Origin of the sequence: Oceanimonas pelagia (assembly GCF_030849025.1) — a bacterium.
GTDB lineage: Bacteria > Pseudomonadota > Gammaproteobacteria > Enterobacterales > Aeromonadaceae > Oceanimonas > Oceanimonas pelagia.
The window spans coordinates 1,528,203-1,545,829 of record NZ_CP118224.1 but is presented as its reverse complement, the minus strand read 5'-3'; the positions used below and the strand labels follow the sequence as shown (position 1 = coordinate 1,545,829).

The window sequence follows — 17,627 nt, the reverse complement described above, 5'->3', positions numbered from 1 at the left end:
GCTGGCGCTGGGCAAGCCTTTTTTCTTTCGCAACAACCGTATGGAGAACAATTGCTCAGCCCGGCGAAAGATTGCACCGGTGCAGAAATTTCTGCCAGGCCCTGGCGTGATCCAGAGTCAGCCGCCGGTAGTGTGTGTAAATGCGGCTGTCGAGGCCGGAGGCATACCAGTGTACATACTCGGCCATGGCTTCATCACGGGACGGTGGCGGAGAGAGGCTTTGTTCCAGCAGGGGGGCCAGGCGCACGAAATGACGATCCAGCTCGCTCAGGCGGGCCTGAATCTCCTTGATATAGTAATGCTCCATGGCATTACGCAGCCGCTTGGCGTCGGCCTTGCCCGCCGGACCGCAGTCAACATGGGCCAAGCGCGCGAGAAAGGCGAGACTCTGCTCCAGGTAGTGGGCGGCGCTGTGCAGCGAATAATACAGCTCGCCCAGGTAGTCGTTGTTGTAGAGCCCGCCCAGGCGGTCATTGAAGGTGGTGTTGTCGATCACTCCTGGCTGCGGTGTGCCGGTGGCCTGCCGGCGCAGGGTGGTAAACAGGGTGAAGGCATTGAAGGTGGCCTGAAAGCCGCGGTGGTCGCTGAGCACCGGACGCTGGCGCGGTGTGAGGGTGGCCCGGATCTCCGGCTCGGCCACCATCATGTTCCAGTGGTAGCCGGGCAGCAGCGGGGCCTTTTTCTGCTCCAGCGCCATCAGCCAGGCGTTCAGGGTCTCGTCATGCTGCCGGGTGCGGCAGTCCTGCAAACCCTGCTGAAAACGCAAATGATAAAGCAGCACGGCGCCGGCGCTCTGGCTTTTGCCTATGGGGCTGTTGTGTTCGCCCACCAGGGCCAGCAGCCGGCACTCGCCGAGTTTAAGGGTATCGAGCAGACCGGCACTGACGCGTGGTTGCTGCAGCTGCAGCCGGCGTTGAGGTGGAAGCGGTGGCAGGGGGCCCGGCTCCGTCAGGGCCGGGGGGGCGGTATCCAGTACATTGGCTACCCGGGCCAGGTAGGTGTCAAAGGCCGGTTTCAGTGCCAGCCGGTCGTTACAGCCCGTCAACCAGAGGCAGGCCAGCGTTATCGCGATGATGGACCCTTTCATAAATCGTACGTAACCGCCATATCAACAAACAAGCCGCTATGGTCAAGCCTACCAGAAAACCCAGCCAGAAACCGTGAGGGCCCATGGCCGGCACCAGCCAGTTGGTCAGTCCCAGTACCATGCCCACCGGCAGGCCACACAGCCAGTAGGCCACCAGGGTGATGTAAAAAATCACCTGGGTATCCTTGTAGCCCCGCAGGGCGGCGGCGGTGATCACCTGCACCGAGTCGGATATCTGGTAGAGGGAGGCCAGCAACAGCAGGCTGGCGGCCAGCTCGAGCACGTAGCCATTATCGGTATAAATGCCGCTTATCCAGTGGCGGGAGAGGGCGGTGGCCAGGGCCGTGGCGATTGCCAGCAGGGCACCAAAGCCAATGCCGGCCATGCTTGCCATTCTGGCCTGTTCCGCCAGCCCTTCGCCCAGGCTGTGGCCCACGCGAATGGTCAGTGCCATGCCAAGGCTCAGGGGCAGCATAAAGATCAGGCTGGAAAAATTGATGGCAATCTGGTGTCCGGCCACCACATCGGCCCCCAGGGGAGCCAGCAGCAGGGCCACCACGGTAAAAAGGGTGACTTCGCAGAAAATGGCCATGGCAATGGGAAAGCCCAGCCGAAAGATGCGCCCGATGCGGGCCATGTCGGGAGCAACAAGGGCGGTAAATACGCCGAAGCGGTTCAGCAGGGCGGACCGCTGAGTATACACCACCATGGCAATCAGCATGGCCCAGAACACCAGTGCCGAGGCATAGCCACAGCCCACGCCGCCCAGCCGGGGCAGGCCCAGCTTGCCGTGGATCAGTATATAGTTGGCGGGCACGTTCACTGCCAGGCCAATAAAGCCAATGACCATGGTGGGGCGGGTATGGGACAGCCCCTCGCTGAAGTTGCGCAACACCTGGTACAGGGCGTAGGCGGGCATGCCCCAGAGAATGCCGTGCAGGTAACCCGTGGTCTTTTCCGCCAGCAGCGGTTCCACCTCCATCCAGTGCAGCACCATGGGCGAAAAATACAGCGCCAGCCAGGCAGGCAGCATGACCAGCAAGGTCAGCCAGAAGCCCTGGTGCACGGCGCCGGCCACCTCCTGGTGGCGACGGGCACCGTTGAGTTGCGATATGATGGGGGTCAGTGCCATGACCACGCCCTGCACCAGCAAAATGATCGGCAACCAGAAGCTGGTGGCCACCGCTACCGCCGCCATGTCGGTGGCGCTGATCTGCCCGGCCATCACGGTATCTACAAAGCTCATGGTGGTCTGGGCTACCTGGGCCACCAGGATGGGGCCGCACAAGCGCAGCAGGTGCCGGGTTTCGGCCAGGAAAGGTGTAAGAAACATGCTTCTCTCGCTCAGAATAAATGCCGCCGGCGTAACTGGCCGGCGCGGATGACCAGGCGGGGAGTGGTACTATGTTGAGAACATCGCCACAGGCCGTGAATATAACGGTTGCCGGCGTTTTTTCCCATGATTATAAACTGCTTCGATATGGATTTACGCGATGTTTACCGGAATTGTTCAGGGCCAGGGTGTCCTGCTGAGCATCATTGAAAAGGCCGATTTTCGTACCCACGTGGTGAGCCTGCCCGCGGCCCTGCTGCCGGGGCTTGAGCTGGGCGCTTCGGTGGCCCATAACGGCTGTTGCCTGACCGTAACTGCCATCGACGGCGACAGGGTCAGTTTTGATCTGATGCAGGAAACCCTGCGGGTGACCAACCTGGGTCGGCTGAATACCGGCGACAAGGTCAATCTGGAGCGGGCGGCGCGCTTCGGCGACGATATTGGCGGCCATGCCATGTCGGGACACATTATGGGCATGAGCGAGCTGCTCGAGCGCATTGAGACCGATACCAACACCACGCTGCGTTTTGCGGTGCCGGCTGGCCTGGGCAAATATCTGTTTACCAAGGGGTATATCGGTATCGATGGTATCAGCCTGACTCTGGGAGAGGTGACTGCCGAGTTCTTTACGGTGCATCTCATACCCGAAACCCTGGCTCGCACCAACCTGGGCGTGGTGCAGCCCGGTTACCGGGCCAACATAGAAGTGGATCCGCAAACCCAGGCCATTGTGGATACGGTGGAGCGGGTGCTGGCCAGCCGAGCCTGATGGCGAAAAGCCGGGAAACCCCGGCTTCTTACCATAAAAATATTATGCCAACATACAATTGCTGAGCTTACAATCAGAAGTACTGTTCATCGTCCGCATCCACACGCACTTCCACTTCATCACTGTCTTCATGACAGATAAGCCGGATACGCATGGCATTGCAGCAGGCCTGACAATCTTCGTAGTAATCCTGATCCCCCCCGGATGCATCAACCGCGATGCGCGTATGGTGACCACAATGGGGGCAGACAATGCTTTGCTCAAAATAGTCACGCATGGCAGTTCTCCTGATAAAAGACGTGGTCAGGCCTCGGGCAGGCTCTGGCAGGAACGACCGCCGTCCAGGGCGATGATCTGTCCGGTGAGGTAGCCCGGCCCCTCCAGCAAAAAGGCGACGGTGTCGGCAATTTCCTGCGGGCTGCCCAGACGAGCCATGGGCACCGAGTTCAGCACCCTGTGTTTCTGCGCCTCGTTCAGCTCGTGCTCGGGCCAGATAATGGCGCCGGGGGCAATGCCGTTCACCCGCACTTCGGGGGCCAGCTCTGCCGCCAGTGCCCGGGTCAGGGTAGCCAGGGCATTTTTGGCCATGCTGTAGGGCAGATGATGACGCAGGCCATTGGTGGCGTGAATGTCCACCATATTGACGATGGCGCCGTTTTCCCGCTTCAGAGCAGGGGTCAGGGCCTGGCTCAGCAGCAGGGGGGCGGCGGCGTTGGTGGCGGAGAGCTCCAGCCACTGGGCCGGAGTGATCTCACCCAAGCGGGTGGGGTAAAAGGCGGAAGCATTATTGACCAGGGCACTGATGCGCCCAAAACAGCCCAGGGCCCGGTCGGCCATGGCGTTGATGTCTTCCAGACGGGTCAGATCCTGCTGCAGCAGGCAAACAGTGTCCGGGCGGGCCCGGGTCAGGCTGTTGGCCAGACACCTGGCTTCCTGTTCACTGTGGTGGTAGTGCAATACCAGGCTGTATCCCTTGGCATGCAGGCAACGACTGATTTCCGCACCAATACGCCTGGCGGCGCCGGTGATCAACACCACGGGTTGCGACATGGCTTCTCCTAGCTGGCAATAATGGTTAACAGGCTGGACTTGGCCTGCTGAATATATGGCTGACCGAACAGATTAACATGATTGAGCAGGTGATAGAGGTTGTAGATCTCCCGTCGCGCCCGGTAGCCTTCTTCCCGGGGCCAGACCGTGTCATAACCCTGGTAAAACACGCTGGGAAACTGGCCAAACAGCTCGGTCATGGCAATGTCGGTTTCCCGATCGCCAAAATAGCTGGCCGGATCAAACAACACGCCCTGTCGTTCACAAAAACCAAGGTTGCCACGCCACAAATCCCCGTGCAACAGGCAGGCCGTGGGCTGATGGCTGGCCAGGCGGTTTTTGATGGCACCCACTATTTCCTCGATATCGCCGAAATGAATACCCTTGTCTTCCAGTAGTTGCAGTTGCCAGCCAATGCGTTGCTCGGCAAAAAAGGTGGCCCATTTCTTGTGCCAGGCGTTGGGCTGCACCGTGGTGCCGATAAAGTTGTCTTCATCCCAGCCATACATGGGCTGGGTGCAGCCCTTGTGCAAGTGGGCAAGCTGGCGTCCCAGCATGTGCCAGTCCTGCTCTTGTGCCTCGCCGAGTTCCAGGTATTCCAGCACCAGAAAACTGCTGCTGACCGTGGTGCCGCAGCACACCGGGCGCGGTACTTTCAGGGTCTGGCTGTTGAACAGATGCTCCAGGCTCAGCCATTCGGCGCGGAACATATCGACGGCGGCACGGTCATTGAGTTTAACGAAATAGCTGTGCTGGCCATCGCCGATGCGAAACGCCTGGTTGATGTCGCCACCGCTGAGCGGGGTACGCTCGGAGATATTGAACTCGGTGTCGATGGCATCGCTGATCTGTCGGGCAATAACGGGCCACATGGCATCTTTACTCCTGGGTACCGGGTTTTGCCACCAGTATAGGTCAAAAGCGGTAGCCCAAGGGCGGGACACAAACCAGGGGAATCATGATGATAAAACGACTGAAACAATGGCTGACGCTGGTACCGCGCGAGCAGGTTCTGCCGCCAGAGCAGGAAGTGGCGGTGGCGGCGTTGCTGAGCGAGGTGATGATGGCCGACGGTGAGGCCGGTGATGACGAGAGTGCCCGGCTTGAAGTGCTCCTGGGACGGCTGTTCAACCAGCCTCGGGAACAAGTGCACGAGTGGCTGCAACAGGGCAGGGCGAAGCAGGAGGAAGCCGTGTCTTTGTATGAATTTACCAGCCGTCTCAAGGCGCTGCCGGTAACCGAGCGCGAGGCCATTCTGCTGGCCCTTTGGCACATGGCGCTGGCGGACGGCCGGCTGGATCCACAGGAAGAAGCCATTGTGCGTCAGGTGGCGGATCTGCTTTATATTCCCCACAGCCGGTTTATTTGGCTCAAGCACAGGGCTGAAGGCGAGCTGGACGGTGAGTGACGCTGCATGGCAGTGAAGGCCGAATTCTGATAGTCTTGCCCATCCCGACCTGTGCCGCCGGATAACACCCATTGCGTGCCAGGCTGGCCAGGTAACGCCAGATGGTCGGGAACGTGGTGAATCATCATTCTTTTTCAACACATACATGTGCGCTTTGGTAGGGTGCACCACTGTTAAGGACATTTCATGCCGACAATTACTCTTCCCGATGGCAGTCAGCGCCATTTCGAGCAACCCGTCACCATTATGGAAGTGGCTCAGGATATCGGTCCGGGCCTGGCCAAGGCCTGCATCGCCGGCCGCATTGACGGCGAGCTGGCCGATGCCTGCGAGCTGATCAGCCACGATGCCAGCCTGTCCATTATCACCGCCAAGGATCAGGATGGCCTCGAGATCATTCGCCACTCCTGTGCTCACCTGCTGGGGCATGCCATCAAGCAGCTGTGGCCCGAAACCCGCATGGCCATTGGTCCGGTGATCGAAAACGGCTTCTATTACGATGTGGATCTCGAACACACCCTCACCGAGGAAGACATTCAGAAACTCGAAGCCCGCATGCTGGAACTGGCCAAGACCGAATACGCCGTGGTCAAGAAGAAGGTGAGCTGGCAGGAGGCGCGGGACACCTTTGCCCGTCGGCATGAGCCATACAAGATCGAAATTCTCGATCAGAATGTCAGCCAGAACGACAAGCCCGGCCTGTATCACCACGAGGAATACATCGACATGTGCCGGGGTCCGCACGTGCCCAACATGCGTTTCTGCCAGCACTTCAAGCTGCAGAAGGTATCCGGCGCCTACTGGCGGGGTGACTCCAAAAACAAGATGCTGCAGCGTATTTACGGCACCGCCTGGGCCGACAAGAAGTCGCTCAAGGCCTACCTGGTGCAGCTGGAAGAAGCCGCCAAGCGCGATCACCGCAAGATTGGCAAGCAGCTCGACCTCTATCACATGCAGGAAGAGGCCCCGGGCATGGTGTTCTGGCACAACGACGGCTGGACCATCTTCCGCGAGCTGGAAACCTTCGTACGCGACAAGCTCAGGGAATACCAGTACGAAGAGGTCAAGGGTCCCTTCATGATGGACCGGGTGCTGTGGGAGAAGTCCGGCCACTGGGACAAGTACGCCGAGAACATGTTTACCACCCATTCCGAAAGCCGGGATTACGCCATCAAGCCGATGAACTGCCCCGGCCACGTGCAGATCTTCAATCAGGGCCTCAAGTCCTACCGGGATCTGCCTCTGCGCATGGCCGAGTTCGGTTGCTGCCACCGCAATGAGCCCAGCGGCGCCCTGCACGGCCTGATGCGGGTGCGTGGCTTCACTCAGGACGATGCCCATATCTTCTGCACCGAAGATCAGATCCAGAGTGAAGTGTCCGCCTGCATTCGCATGGTTTACGACACTTACGAAACCTTTGGTTTCACCAATATCGCGGTCAAGCTGTCCACCCGTCCGGAGCAGCGTATCGGCAGCGACGAGATCTGGGACAAGGCCGAGCTGGCCCTGGAGGAAGCGCTCAAGGCCTATGGCATCGAGTATGAGCTGCAGCCGGGTGAAGGTGCCTTCTACGGTCCCAAGATCGAATTTACCCTGCACGACTGCCTCAACCGGGCCTGGCAGTGCGGTACCGTTCAGCTCGACTTCGCGCTGCCGGGGCGCCTGGGTGCCAGCTATGTGGGTGAAGACAACGAGCGTCATGTGCCGGTGATGATCCACCGCGCCATCCTGGGTTCCATCGAGCGGTTCATCGGCATTCTTATCGAGGAATACGCCGGTCTGTTCCCGACCTGGCTGGCTCCTACCCAGGCGGTGGTGCTCAATATTACCGATAATCAGGCCGAGTACGCCAAAAACCTGGTCGAGTCCCTCAATAATGTGGGCATTCGGGCCAAGGCGGACTTGAGAAATGAAAAAATTGGCTTTAAAATCCGCGAGCATACTCTCAAGCGGGTACCCTTCATGCTGGTGTGCGGCGACAAAGAAGTCGAGGCCGGCAAGGTTGCAGTCCGTACCCGGAAAGGGCAGGATCTCGGTACCTTTGACGTTGAAGAGCTGACAAGGCTCATTCAGCAGGAGATTCGAACCCGCGGAAAGAAAACAGTGGAGGATAGGTTATAAAAGGCGCCAAAAAAGGGGGCAAGCCCGCTCCCCGCAATCGACTGAATGAAGAAATCCGACTGAAAGAAGTTCGTCTGGTCGGCCTTGAAGGTGAAGCATTGGGGGTCGTGTCCATCAATGAGGCACTGAACGCTGCCAGCGAGGCGGGCGTCGATCTGGTGGAAATCAGTCCCAATGCCGAACCCCCCGTTTGCCGTATCATGGATTACGGCAAGTTCCTCTACGAGAAGAGCAAGGCTTCCAAGGAACAAAAGAAAAAGCAGAAACAAATCCAGGTGAAGGAAGTTAAATTCCGTCCCGGTACCGATGAAGGCGACTATCAGGTAAAGCTACGCAACCTGGTTCGCTTTTTGGAAGAAGGCAACAAGGCCAAGGTCACACTGCGGTTCCGCGGTCGTGAAATGGCGCACCAGGAGCTCGGCTTCGATTTGCTTAACCGCATCAAAGGCGATCTCGATGAACTGGCTCTGGTCGAATCCTTCCCCAAGCTGGAAGGCCGCCAGGCGGTGATGGTGCTTGCCCCTAAAAAGAAACAGTAAGGTTTAACAAGTAGCCGGGCGCTGCGTCCGGCTCGCCTTGTCTGTTTGATTTTATTAACAATGCGGAGTATTTCATGCCTAAGATGAAATCCAACAAGGGCGCTGCCAAGCGCTTCAAGAAGACCGGCTCTGGTGGCTTCAAGCGCAAGCAGTCCCACCTGCGTCACATCCTCACCAAGAAAAGCACCAAGCGTAAGCGTCAGCTGCGCGGTAAGTGTCTGGTAGCGGCGTCTGACGTTGCCCAGATCAAATCCATGCTGCCCACCGCTTAAGAGGAGAGTGAACAATGCCAAGAGTTAAACGTGGTGTCACCGCACGCGCTCGTCACAAGAAAATTCTGAAGCAGGCCAAAGGTTATTACGGCGCCCGTTCACGCGTTTATCGCGTAGCGGTACAAGCGGTAACCAAGGCCGGCCAGTACGCCTACCGTGACCGTCGTCAGAAGAAGCGTCAGTTCCGTCAGCTGTGGATTGCCCGTATCAACGCGGCTTCCCGCCAGAACGGTCTGTCCTACAGCCGCTTCATCAACGGCCTGAAGAAGGCCTCTGTTGAAATCGATCGCAAGATCCTGGCTGACATCGCCGTGCACGACAAAGCCACCTTCACCGCTTTGGTTGCCAAAGCGAAAGAAGCCCTGGCATAAGTCGGTTTACGACAGTTTTCAAAGGAGGCTACGGCCTCCTTTTTTGTTGCCCTTCGCCCGGCTCCGCGCTGGAAGAAAACAGGCATTTCCTTTATTATCAAGCCCTTTCTAATATCAAGCGTCCGTGTATACGGGCAAGTCAACGAGGAATACATGGATCAGCTGGAAGACGTGATCGTCAAGGCGCAGACGGAGATCCAGGCTGCCGCCACCGCCGCCGAACTGGATGAAATCCGGGTTCGCTACATGGGCAAAAAAGGCACCTTCACCGAGCAGTCCAAGGCGCTCGGCAAACTGTCACCGGAAGAACGCCCTGCCGCCGGTCAGGCCATCAACCAGGCCAAGCAGGCGGTCAACGACGCCCTTAACGCCAAGCGCGATGCCCTGCAACTGGCCGAACTCAATCAGAAGCTGGCCAGCGAGACCCTGGACATCAGCCTGCCGGGCCGTCGTCAGGTCAGCGGTGGTCTGCACCCGGTCAGCCGCACCATCAAGCGCATCGAGTCTTTCTTCGGTGAGCTGGGCTTTCAGGTCGCCGAAGGCCCGGAAATCGAAGACGACTTTCACAACTTCGATGCCCTCAACATTCCGGCCCATCACCCGGCCCGGGCGGATCACGATACTTTCTATTTCAATCCCAAGTTGATGCTGCGCACCCAGACCTCCGGCGTGCAGATCCGCACCATGGAACAACAGCAGCCGCCCATTCGCATTATCTCGCCGGGCCGCGTCTATCGTAACGATTACGATCAGACCCACACCCCCATGTTCCATCAGGTGGAAGGCCTGCTGGTGGATGAAAACGTCAGCTTTACTCAGCTCAAGGGGGTGCTGCACGACTTTCTGCACAACTTCTTTGAAGAAGATCTGCAAATCCGTTTCCGCCCGTCCTACTTTCCGTTCACCGAGCCCAGCGCCGAAGTGGACGTGATGGGCAAGAATGGCAAGTGGCTGGAAGTACTGGGCTGCGGCATGGTGCATCCGAACGTGCTGCGTTCCGTGGGCATCGACCCCGAGCGTTACAGCGGCTTTGCCTTTGGCATGGGGGTTGAGCGCCTGACCATGCTGCGTTACGGCGTGAACGATCTGCGCGCCTTCTTCGAAAATGATCTGCGTTTTCTCAAGCAATTCCGGTAAGCGGCAGGAGCAATAATGAAGTTTTCAAAATCATGGCTGGATGAATGGATCAACACCGGTCTTAACGCCGATGCCCTTGCCGAGCAGATCACCATGGCCGGCCTGGAAGTGGACGGTATTGAGCCGGTGGCCGGCGACTTCAGCCAGGTCGTCGTGGGTGAAGTGGTGGAGTGCGGTCAGCACCCGGACGCCGACAAGCTGCGGGTAACCAAGGTCAATGTGGGTGGTGACGAGCTGCTCGACATCGTCTGCGGTGCCCCCAACTGCCGCCAGGGTCTGAAAGTGGCGGTGGCCGTGGTCGGTGCCGTGCTGCCCGGTGATTTCAAGATCAAGAAAGCCAAGCTGCGCGGCCAGCCGTCTCACGGCATGCTGTGCTCCTACGGTGAGCTGGGTATCGACGTGGAGTCCGACGGCATTATCGAACTGCCCGCCGATGCGCCGATCGGCACCGATGTGCGTGACTACCTGGCCCTCAACGACGTCACCATTGAAGTGGATCTGACCCCCAACCGTGCCGACTGCCTGAGCATTGCCGGCCTGGCCCGGGAAGTGGGTGTGCTCAACAATCAGGACGTGGCCTGGCCCGAGATCGCCGCCGTGCCGGCGACCATCGGCGACCGGCTCGACATTCGTCTGGACGCGCCCGCCGCCTGCCCCCGTTACCTGGGCCGGGTGGTGAAGAACATCAACGTCCAGGCCGAAACCCCGCTGTGGATGCAGGAAAAACTGCGCCGCAGCGGCATTCGCAGCATCGATCCGGTGGTCGACATCACCAATTTTGTGCTGCTGGAATGGGGTCAGCCGATGCACGCCTTTGACCTGGCTACCCTCAAGGGCGGTATTCAGGTACGCATGGCGGAGCAGGGTGAAAAACTGACCCTGCTCGACGGCAACGACGTGACCCTGAATGCCGACACCCTGGTGATTGCCGACAGCGAGCGCCCGGTGGCCATGGCCGGTATCTTCGGTGGCGAAGCCACCGGCGTGACCGAGAACACCAAAGACGTGCTGCTGGAATGCGCCTTTTTCAGCCCGCTGGCCATTACCGGCCGGGCGCGCAGCTACGGCCTGCACACCGACTCGTCCCACCGCTTTGAGCGTGGCGTGGACTACCGCCTGCAGCACAAGGTGATGGAGCGGGCTACCGCGCTGCTGCTGGACATCTGCGGCGGCGAAGCCGGCCCGGTGATCGAGGCGGTGTCCGAGGCCGATCTGCCCAAGGCCGCCACCGTAGCTCTGCGCCATGACAAGCTCAACCGCCTGATCGGCATTGACATCGACGCCGGCCAGGTCACCGAAATGCTGACCCGGCTGGGCCTTGATGTGACCACCACCGCCGAGGGCTGGAGCGTGGTAGTGCCGAGCTACCGCTTTGACATCGCCATTGAAGAAGATCTGGTGGAGGAAGTGGCCCGCATCTACGGCTACAACAAGATTCCCAATGTGGCTCCGCGCGCCAGTCTGGCCATGTCGTCCCACCGCGAGGCGCAGCTGCCGCTGAACCGGCTCAAGGATGCGCTGGTGGATCTCGGTTATCAGGAAGCCATTACCTACAGCTTTGTTGATCCGGCCCAGCAGCAACTGCTGTTCCCGGGGGCCGAGCACCTGGTGCTGCCCAACCCGATTGCCGCCGACATGTCCGCCATGCGGGTATCGCTGTGGCCGGGGCTTATTCAGGCGGCGGTGTATAACCAGAACCGTCAGCAGTCGCGGCTGCGTCTGTTTGAGCAGGGCCTGACCTTTATTCCCGATGACACCGCCGAAAACGGCGTGCGCCAGACCCCGGTGCTGGCCGGTCTGGTGCTGGGCCCGGTAGTGGACGAGCACTGGAGCATGAGCAGCCAGGCCGCCGATTTCTTTGATCTCAAAGGCGACGTGGAGAGCCTGCTGGCCCTTTCCGCCGATGAGCTGGCCTTTAGTGTCGAGCGCGCTGAACTGCCGGCACTGCACCCGGGGCAGTCGGCGCGGCTGCTGCGCGGTGGCCAGCCGGTGGGTCACTTTGGCGCCCTGCACCCCAGCCTGCTGAAGAAGCTGGGTCTGAAATCCCAGGTCTTCCTGTTCGAAATCGAGCTGGCGGCACTGACCGAGCGCCGCGTGCCGGACGCGGTGGAAGTATCCCGTTTCCCCGCCAATCGCCGGGATCTGGCACTGGTGGTCGATCAGCACCTGGCTGCTGCCGATATCCTTGATTTGGTTAGGAAAGTTGGCGGTAACCAGCTGGTTGGATTAAACTTGTTTGACGTATACCAGGGGCAGGGCATTGCCGAGGGCAAGAAGAGCCTGGCGCTCAGCCTGGTATTGCAGGACACCCAACGGACGTTGGAAGAAAAGGAAATCGCCGACACCGTTGCCCGCATCGTAACGGCGCTTTCCGACGAGTTTAATGCTTCCTTGAGGGATTGAGCTTATGGCGTTAACCAAGGCCGATATAGCAGAGCATTTGTTCACCCGCCTGGGCATCAGCAAGCGGGATGCCAAAGACATGGTTGAAGCGTTTTTCGAAGAAATTCGCAGTGCGCTCGAGCAGGGTGAACAGGTCAAAATTTCCGGTTTCGGCAATTTTGAGCTGCGCAACAAGGGAGAGCGCCCCGGGCGCAATCCCAAAACCGGGGAAGACATTCCCATTTCGGCCAGGCGGGTGGTGACCTTTCGCCCGGGCCAGAAGCTCAAGGCCCGGGTGGAAAACGCCGACCTGAACAACATGGAATAAAAATCAGAGCCAGGCATTTGCCTGGCTCTGTGCGTTTAGACTAAGGCACTATTGGCTCTGCGCCTCGCCGGCTGTTAGCCTATGAGGCAGGATGGAACTAGCAGAGGCATGCACAGCGTGCAAAAAGGAAATATCGTCATTCTTACCGGGGCGGGCATTTCCGCCGAGTCGGGCATTCGCACCTTTCGGGCCGCCGACGGCCTGTGGGACGAGCACCGCATCGAGGACGTGGCCACGCCGGAAGGCTACCGGCGGGATCCGGAGCTGGTGCAGCGCTTTTACAATGAGCGCCGGGCATTGCTGCAGACGGTGGAGCCCAACGCCGCCCATTACGCCCTGGCCCGGCTCGAGGCCGAATGGCCGGAGCAGGTCACCATTGTCACCCAGAACATCGACGACCTGCACGAACGGGCCGGCAGCCATAATGTGCTGCATATGCACGGCGAACTGCTCAAGGCCCGTTGTCCCCACAGCAACCAGACCGTGAGCTGGAGCGGCGCCCTGCACACCACGGATCTGTGTCATTGCTGCCAGTTTCCCGAGCGGCTGCGGCCCCATGTGGTGTGGTTTGGCGAAATGCCGCTGCTGCTCGATCGTATTTACCAGGCCCTGAGCGAGGCCAGCCTGTTTATCGCCATCGGCACCTCTGGCAATGTTTATCCGGCCGCCGGCTTTGTGCACGAGGCGGCGATGCACAATGCCCACACCCTGGAGATTAACCTGGCCCCGAGCGAAGTGCAGGACAACTTCGACGAGCACCGCTACGGCCCGGCCACCCGGGTGGTGACCGACTACGTCAATGAGCTGCTGGCCGGCCGCAGTAAACAGGCCCTCAGCCGTTAAACCACGTCAGCCCTTACAACAAGGCCCGCACATGCGGGCCTTGTAACATTACTGGGTGCGCAGTTTGACCCAGAATTGCTCGTAAACGGCGAGCACCTCATCCCCCAGATCGTCCTGGAAGTGCCCCTTGCTGACCACCTCCGCCGAAGGGAACAGCACCGGATTACCGGCCAGCTCCGCCGGCAGCAGCGCCTTGGCGCCCTGGTTGGGCACGGCCAGCCCCAGCTCACTGATGATCTGGGCGGCCACCGCCGGGCGCATCAGGTAGTCGAGGAACTGGTGAGCGGCCTCCACCGATTTGGCGTTGGCGGGAATGGCGGCACTGTCCACCCAGAAAATGGCGCCTTCTTCGGGATAGACATACTCCAGATTCAGGCCATCCTGCCGGGTTTTGTAGGCCTGATCGCTCCACAGCAGGCCAATGCTGGTTTCGCCGGTGACGTAGGGCATGCGCGGATTGTCGGAGTTGTACAGCAGCACATTGTCCTTCAGGGTGACCAGCTTTTCATAGGCCGCTTCAATTTCCTGCGGATCCCGGCTGTTGGCGGAGTGACCCAGGGTCAGCAGTGCCATCTGGAAATTCTCGCGAATGTCGTCGGTCAGCATCAGCTGGCCGTTGAAATCCGGGCTCCACAGATCCGCCCAGCCGGTTACCCTGGCATCGGGCAGCTCGTCGCGGTTCACGGCAATGGCGGTGCTGCCAAAGGCGTAGGGCAGGCTGTAGGTGTTGCCCTTGTCAAAGTCCCGATCCAGCAGGCCGGGCTCGAGCTGGGAGAAGTTGGGCAGCTTGCTCTTGTCCAGGGGGTGCAGCATGCCTTCCCGGGCCATCTTGCTCAGCATATAGCTGGACGGAAAAATCACGTCGTAGCTTTCACTGGCGCCACTGCTCTGCAGCAGCTTGAGCTTGGCATAGAGCGCCTCGTTGGAGTCGAAACTGGCGTAGTCCACCGCCACGCCGGTTTCCGCGGTAAAGGCCTGCAACACGTCTTCGGGCAGGTATTCGGCCCAGGCATACACCGACAGGCGCTCTTCGGCCATGGCCAGAGCGGGCAGGGCGGCAGCCAGGGCTACCGCCAGCGGGTAACAGCGAATTTTCATATCAGCGTTTGTCCCTTAACAACAGTTGAGAAATCACCACCAGAACCAGCGACGCCGCCAGCATCAGGGTGGCCAGTGCATTAACCTCGGGGGAAACTCCCACCTTGACCATGGAGTAAATTCTGAGCGGCAGAATGTCGTATCCGGGCCCGGTCACAAAGGAGCTGACAATGACGTCGTCCAGCGACAGGGTAAAGCTCAGCAGCCAGCCGGCGGCTATGGCCGGCCGTGCCAGCGGCAACAGAATGCGCCGCAGGATCACGGTTTCGCCGGCCCCCAGATCCCGGGCAGCTTCAATCATGCGCACATCAAAGCCCTTGAGCCGGGAAAATACCGTGATCACCACAAAGGGCAGGCAAAAGGTAACGTGGGCAAACAGTAACGACCAGAACCCCAGTGACACGCCGATCACCACAAACAGCGCCAGCAGGGAGATGGCCATCACAATGTCCGGCGACATCATCACTACAAACAGCATGCCACCCACAAAGCCTTTACCGCGAAAGCGGTAGCGATACAGCGCCACCGCCGCCAGGGTACCGATCAGGGTGGCGATGGTGGCCGACAGCAGGGCCACGGTCACCGAATGGCGCGCCGCTTCCATCAGCCCGGCGTTATTGGCCAGGCGCTGATACCAGTCCAGGGTAAAGCCGTCCCAGCGAATACCGAAGCGGGAGCTGTTGAAGGAGTTCATCACCAGCACCCCGATGGGCAGATACAGACACCCGAACACCAGCAGCATCAGGCTGCCTTTCAGCCAGTTGATCATGCCAGGGCCTCCTTGCGGTTGAGCAGCTTGCCGGCCTGGTAATAGGCCAGCAGCAGCAGTGCCATCAGCAGGGTCAGGGTCACGCTGGTGGCGGCGCCGAAGGGCCAGTCGCGAATATTGAGGAACTGGGTCTTGATGATGTTGCCGATCAGCAGGTGCTTGGCGCCCCCCAGCAGATCCGAGATGTAGAACATGCCCAGCGCCGGCAGAAACACCAGCAGGCAACCGGCCACGATGCCCGGCAGGGTCAGCGGCAGCACCACCCGCACAAAGCGGGGCAGGGGGCCCGCGCCCAGATCCCGGGCTGCTTCCAGCAGCCGGTGGTCGAGCTTTTCAATGGCGGCATAGAGCGGCAGTATCATGAACGGCAGCAGAATGTACACCAGGCCGATGATCACCGCCGCCTCGGTAAACACGATACGCAGTGGCTGGTCGATCACGCCGAGCGCCAGCAACCCCTGGTTGAGCAGCCCCTTGGTGCCCAGCACCGCTTTCAGCGCATAGGTGCGGATCAGCGAGTTGGTCCAGAACGGCACTATGATCAGAAACAGCAGAAACGGCCGCCAGCGCGCCGGCATGCCGGCCACGGCAAAGGCGAACGGATAACCGATCAGCAGGCACAGCAGGGTGGCGGTACCGGCCATCACCAGCGAGTGCCACAGCACCTTGAAGTACATGGGATCAAACAGCCGGCTGTAATTGTCGGCGGTAAACACCAGGCTCACCAGGCTGGCGTGATCCCGGGTCAGAAAACTGGTGGCGATGATCATCAGGTTGGGCAAAAACACAAACAGCAGCAGCCAGCCCACCACCAGCCCCACCGCCAGATTGCGAAAGCCGTTAGTGGTGTTCATAAGGCAGCACCACTTCCCAGCCGTCCACCCAGCTGATGCTCACCTGCTGGCCAAGGGCATAGTCGACTCCGGGATCGTCTTCATCGAAAAAGGCCGACACCAGAATTTCCTGGCCGCCGTCGAGCCGCACCCGGGAATCCAGGGTGGCCCCCTTGTACTGGCGGTCCACCACCTGGCCACGGAGCCCGGCACCTGTTTCTGCGGCATCGCGCGCCGACATGCGCACATCTTCCGGGCGCAGCAACACGCACACCCGGTCACCGGCGCTGAAGCCGTGGCGGGTGTGCACCAGGCAGTCGCGGCCTTCCACCCGGGCATGCCAGCCCTGCTCGGCCGGGGCGACCAGCTCACCGTCCAGAATATTGATTTCACCGATAAAACGCGCCACAAACAGGTTGGCGGGCGACTCGTAAATGTCGCGGGGGGCCCCTTCCTGCACCACCCGGCCGCCTTGCATGACCAGTATGCGGTCGGACATGGACAGGGCCTCGTCCTGATCGTGGGTCACGAACACAAAGGTAATGCCGAGGCGACGTTGCAGTGCCTTCAGCTCCACCTGCATCTGCTTGCGCAGCTTGTAGTCGAGGGCGCTGAGGGATTCGTCGAGCAGCAGCAACCGCGGGCGGTTGACCACGGCCCGGGCAATGGCAATGCGCTGTTGCTGGCCACCGGACAACTGGTGCGGATAACGCCCGGCCAGGTGCTCGAGCTGCACCATGTTCAGCGCCTCTTCGACCCGCTCGTTAAGTTCCGCCCCTGCCACCTTTTGCATGCGCAGGCCAAAAGCCACGTTGTCGAAAATGGTCATGTGGGGAAACAGGGCGTAGCTCTGGAACACGGTGTTGACGTGGCGTTGCTCGGCGGGCACGTGAGTGATGTCGTCACCGGCCAGGGTAATGCGCCCGGCGTCGGCGGTTTCAAGCCCGGCCAGCAGCCTCAGTACCGTGGTTTTGCCGCAGCCGGAGGGGCCGAGCAGGGTAAGGAACTCCCCGTCGTAAATGGACAGGTCCAGCTTGTCGATGATGGTTTTGCCGTCATAGGCCTTGGTGATGCCGGCAAGGGTAACGATGGGGTCTTTGTGAACGGCCATTTGCCTGAATGCACCTCGATAGGAACGCCCGACGTTCGGTATGGTGAAGGAAGCGCGCATTCTAGGACTCGTGCGGAATGAAGCAAAGCAAATAAAAATTGCCGCATCAAACGGTTTTGTTGTTTAAACAAGGGTCAAAGAGGTTTGTTTTTCAACCTTGCAACAACGGGTTACGG

19 protein-coding genes are annotated in these 17,627 nt (G+C 59.9%); 10 read left to right on the top strand and 9 right to left on the bottom strand.

All coding sequences use genetic code 11. The features are described 5' to 3' along the window. Positions 1-55: 55 nt before the first annotated feature. Together PU634_RS07345 and PU634_RS07340 are read right to left on the bottom strand one after the other, a co-directional pair. Positions 56-1,087: a DUF3080 domain-containing protein gene (locus PU634_RS07345; protein WP_306763405.1), complete on the bottom strand. Its 1,032-nt coding sequence runs from the start codon at positions 1,085-1,087 to the stop codon at positions 56-58. After that, complete coding sequence (locus PU634_RS07340) at positions 1,032-2,420, bottom strand: MATE family efflux transporter (protein WP_306763404.1); 1,389 nt, start codon at positions 2,418-2,420, stop codon at positions 1,032-1,034. Before PU634_RS07340 ends, PU634_RS07345 begins: the two co-directional genes overlap by 56 nt. A gap of 160 nt (positions 2,421-2,580) precedes the next feature. Here PU634_RS07340 and PU634_RS07335 point away from each other — a divergent pair, with 160 nt between their 5' ends. Further along, on the top strand, positions 2,581-3,189 hold the full coding sequence (locus tag PU634_RS07335) for a riboflavin synthase subunit alpha (RefSeq protein ID WP_306763403.1): 609 nt from the start codon (positions 2,581-2,583) through the stop codon (positions 3,187-3,189). Between the two features lie 73 nt (positions 3,190-3,262). Here PU634_RS07335 and PU634_RS07330 read toward each other — a convergent pair whose 3' ends face one another. The 3 genes from PU634_RS07330 to PU634_RS07320 are packed head-to-tail and all read right to left on the bottom strand — an operon-like array spanning position 3,263 to position 5,111. Continuing rightward, positions 3,263-3,466 carry a CPXCG motif-containing cysteine-rich protein gene (locus PU634_RS07330; RefSeq protein WP_306763402.1) on the bottom strand — a complete coding sequence of 68 codons (204 nt, stop codon included), beginning with the start codon at positions 3,464-3,466 and terminating at the stop codon, positions 3,263-3,265. Between the two features lie 26 nt (positions 3,467-3,492). Next, positions 3,493-4,239, bottom strand: a complete 747-nt coding sequence (locus PU634_RS07325) for a pteridine reductase (RefSeq protein WP_306763401.1) — start codon at positions 4,237-4,239, stop codon at positions 3,493-3,495. A gap of 8 nt (positions 4,240-4,247) precedes the next feature. Further along, positions 4,248-5,111: a fructosamine kinase family protein gene (locus PU634_RS07320; protein WP_306763400.1), complete on the bottom strand. Its 864-nt coding sequence runs from the start codon at positions 5,109-5,111 to the stop codon at positions 4,248-4,250. Positions 5,112-5,197: 86 nt separating this feature from the next. Between PU634_RS07320 and PU634_RS07315 the strand changes: the two genes are divergently transcribed. The 9 genes from PU634_RS07315 (at position 5,198) to cobB (ending at position 13,640) form a co-directional block, all read left to right on the top strand. Beyond that, positions 5,198-5,647, top strand: a complete 450-nt coding sequence (locus PU634_RS07315; protein ID WP_306763399.1) for a tellurite resistance TerB family protein — start codon at positions 5,198-5,200, stop codon at positions 5,645-5,647. 186 nt (positions 5,648-5,833) lie between these two features. Beyond that, entirely contained in the window at positions 5,834-7,768 is a 1,935-nt protein-coding gene (gene thrS, locus PU634_RS07310; RefSeq protein ID WP_306763398.1) for a threonine--tRNA ligase, read from the top strand. Next, complete coding sequence (infC, locus tag PU634_RS07305) at positions 7,765-8,307, top strand: translation initiation factor IF-3 (protein ID WP_306763672.1); 543 nt, start codon at positions 7,765-7,767, stop codon at positions 8,305-8,307. The genes thrS and infC overlap by 4 nt, the downstream gene beginning before the upstream one ends. A 74-nt stretch (positions 8,308-8,381) precedes the next feature. Then, positions 8,382-8,579: a 50S ribosomal protein L35 gene (gene rpmI / locus PU634_RS07300; protein ID WP_014292509.1), complete on the top strand. Its 198-nt coding sequence runs from the start codon at positions 8,382-8,384 to the stop codon at positions 8,577-8,579. Between the two features lie 14 nt (positions 8,580-8,593). Beyond that, positions 8,594-8,950: a 50S ribosomal protein L20 gene (gene rplT / locus PU634_RS07295; protein WP_306763397.1), complete on the top strand. Its 357-nt coding sequence runs from the start codon at positions 8,594-8,596 to the stop codon at positions 8,948-8,950. A 153-nt stretch (positions 8,951-9,103) separates the two neighbouring features. Next, positions 9,104-10,087, top strand: a complete 984-nt coding sequence (pheS, locus tag PU634_RS07290) for a phenylalanine--tRNA ligase subunit alpha (protein WP_306763396.1) — start codon at positions 9,104-9,106, stop codon at positions 10,085-10,087. A gap of 15 nt (positions 10,088-10,102) precedes the next feature. Then, positions 10,103-12,490, top strand: a complete 2,388-nt coding sequence (gene pheT / locus PU634_RS07285) for a phenylalanine--tRNA ligase subunit beta (protein WP_306763395.1) — start codon at positions 10,103-10,105, stop codon at positions 12,488-12,490. Between the two features lie 4 nt (positions 12,491-12,494). Beyond that, positions 12,495-12,797: an integration host factor subunit alpha gene (locus PU634_RS07280; protein ID WP_306763394.1), complete on the top strand. Its 303-nt coding sequence runs from the start codon at positions 12,495-12,497 to the stop codon at positions 12,795-12,797. Between the two features lie 108 nt (positions 12,798-12,905). Further along, on the top strand, positions 12,906-13,640 hold the full coding sequence (gene cobB, locus PU634_RS07275; protein WP_306763393.1) for a Sir2 family NAD+-dependent deacetylase: 735 nt from the start codon (positions 12,906-12,908) through the stop codon (positions 13,638-13,640). Positions 13,641-13,688: 48 nt separating this feature from the next. On the opposite strand, the gene PU634_RS07270 is transcribed toward cobB, so the two are convergent. From PU634_RS07270 to potA, 4 genes are read right to left on the bottom strand one after another with little or no spacing between them, the layout of a single operon-like run. Further along, positions 13,689-14,738, bottom strand: a complete 1,050-nt coding sequence (locus PU634_RS07270) for an extracellular solute-binding protein (RefSeq protein WP_306763392.1) — start codon at positions 14,736-14,738, stop codon at positions 13,689-13,691. Between the two features lies 1 nt (position 14,739). Further along, a complete protein-coding gene (potC, locus tag PU634_RS07265) occupies positions 14,740-15,507 on the bottom strand; it encodes a spermidine/putrescine ABC transporter permease PotC (protein ID WP_306763391.1) in 768 nt (255 codons plus the stop codon). Continuing rightward, the gene (potB, locus tag PU634_RS07260; RefSeq protein ID WP_306763390.1) at positions 15,504-16,361 is read right to left on the bottom strand and encodes a spermidine/putrescine ABC transporter permease PotB; all 858 of its coding nucleotides are present in this window, start codon (positions 16,359-16,361) and stop codon (positions 15,504-15,506) included. The genes potC and potB overlap by 4 nt, the downstream gene beginning before the upstream one ends. Next, complete coding sequence (gene potA / locus PU634_RS07255) at positions 16,348-17,451, bottom strand: spermidine/putrescine ABC transporter ATP-binding protein PotA (protein ID WP_306763389.1); 1,104 nt, start codon at positions 17,449-17,451, stop codon at positions 16,348-16,350. Before potA ends, potB begins: the two co-directional genes overlap by 14 nt. Positions 17,452-17,627 lie beyond the last annotated feature (176 nt).

What these genes read in the sequence shown, in the direction of transcription:
- potA (WP_306763389.1), bottom strand. Translation starts at nt 17,451, where the DNA reads ATGGCCGTTCACAAAGACCCCATCGTTACCCTTGCCGGCATCACCAAG.
- PU634_RS07345 (WP_306763405.1), bottom strand. Translation starts at nt 1,087, where the DNA reads ATGAAAGGGTCCATCATCGCGATAACGCTGGCCTGCCTCTGGTTGACG.
- cobB (WP_306763393.1), top strand. Translation starts at nt 12,906, where the DNA reads ATGCACAGCGTGCAAAAAGGAAATATCGTCATTCTTACCGGGGCGGGC.
- potC (WP_306763391.1), bottom strand. Translation starts at nt 15,507, where the DNA reads ATGATCAACTGGCTGAAAGGCAGCCTGATGCTGCTGGTGTTCGGGTGT.
- PU634_RS07335 (WP_306763403.1), top strand. Translation starts at nt 2,581, where the DNA reads ATGTTTACCGGAATTGTTCAGGGCCAGGGTGTCCTGCTGAGCATCATT.
- PU634_RS07320 (WP_306763400.1), bottom strand. Translation starts at nt 5,111, where the DNA reads ATGTGGCCCGTTATTGCCCGACAGATCAGCGATGCCATCGACACCGAG.
- thrS (WP_306763398.1), top strand. Translation starts at nt 5,834, where the DNA reads ATGCCGACAATTACTCTTCCCGATGGCAGTCAGCGCCATTTCGAGCAA.
- PU634_RS07325 (WP_306763401.1), bottom strand. Translation starts at nt 4,239, where the DNA reads ATGTCGCAACCCGTGGTGTTGATCACCGGCGCCGCCAGGCGTATTGGT.
- PU634_RS07280 (WP_306763394.1), top strand. Translation starts at nt 12,495, where the DNA reads ATGGCGTTAACCAAGGCCGATATAGCAGAGCATTTGTTCACCCGCCTG.
- PU634_RS07270 (WP_306763392.1), bottom strand. Translation starts at nt 14,738, where the DNA reads ATGAAAATTCGCTGTTACCCGCTGGCGGTAGCCCTGGCTGCCGCCCTG.
- PU634_RS07330 (WP_306763402.1), bottom strand. Translation starts at nt 3,466, where the DNA reads ATGCGTGACTATTTTGAGCAAAGCATTGTCTGCCCCCATTGTGGTCAC.
- rpmI (WP_014292509.1), top strand. Translation starts at nt 8,382, where the DNA reads ATGCCTAAGATGAAATCCAACAAGGGCGCTGCCAAGCGCTTCAAGAAG.
- pheS (WP_306763396.1), top strand. Translation starts at nt 9,104, where the DNA reads ATGGATCAGCTGGAAGACGTGATCGTCAAGGCGCAGACGGAGATCCAG.
- potB (WP_306763390.1), bottom strand. Translation starts at nt 16,361, where the DNA reads ATGAACACCACTAACGGCTTTCGCAATCTGGCGGTGGGGCTGGTGGTG.
- PU634_RS07315 (WP_306763399.1), top strand. Translation starts at nt 5,198, where the DNA reads ATGATGATAAAACGACTGAAACAATGGCTGACGCTGGTACCGCGCGAG.
- PU634_RS07340 (WP_306763404.1), bottom strand. Translation starts at nt 2,420, where the DNA reads ATGTTTCTTACACCTTTCCTGGCCGAAACCCGGCACCTGCTGCGCTTG.
- rplT (WP_306763397.1), top strand. Translation starts at nt 8,594, where the DNA reads ATGCCAAGAGTTAAACGTGGTGTCACCGCACGCGCTCGTCACAAGAAA.
- pheT (WP_306763395.1), top strand. Translation starts at nt 10,103, where the DNA reads ATGAAGTTTTCAAAATCATGGCTGGATGAATGGATCAACACCGGTCTT.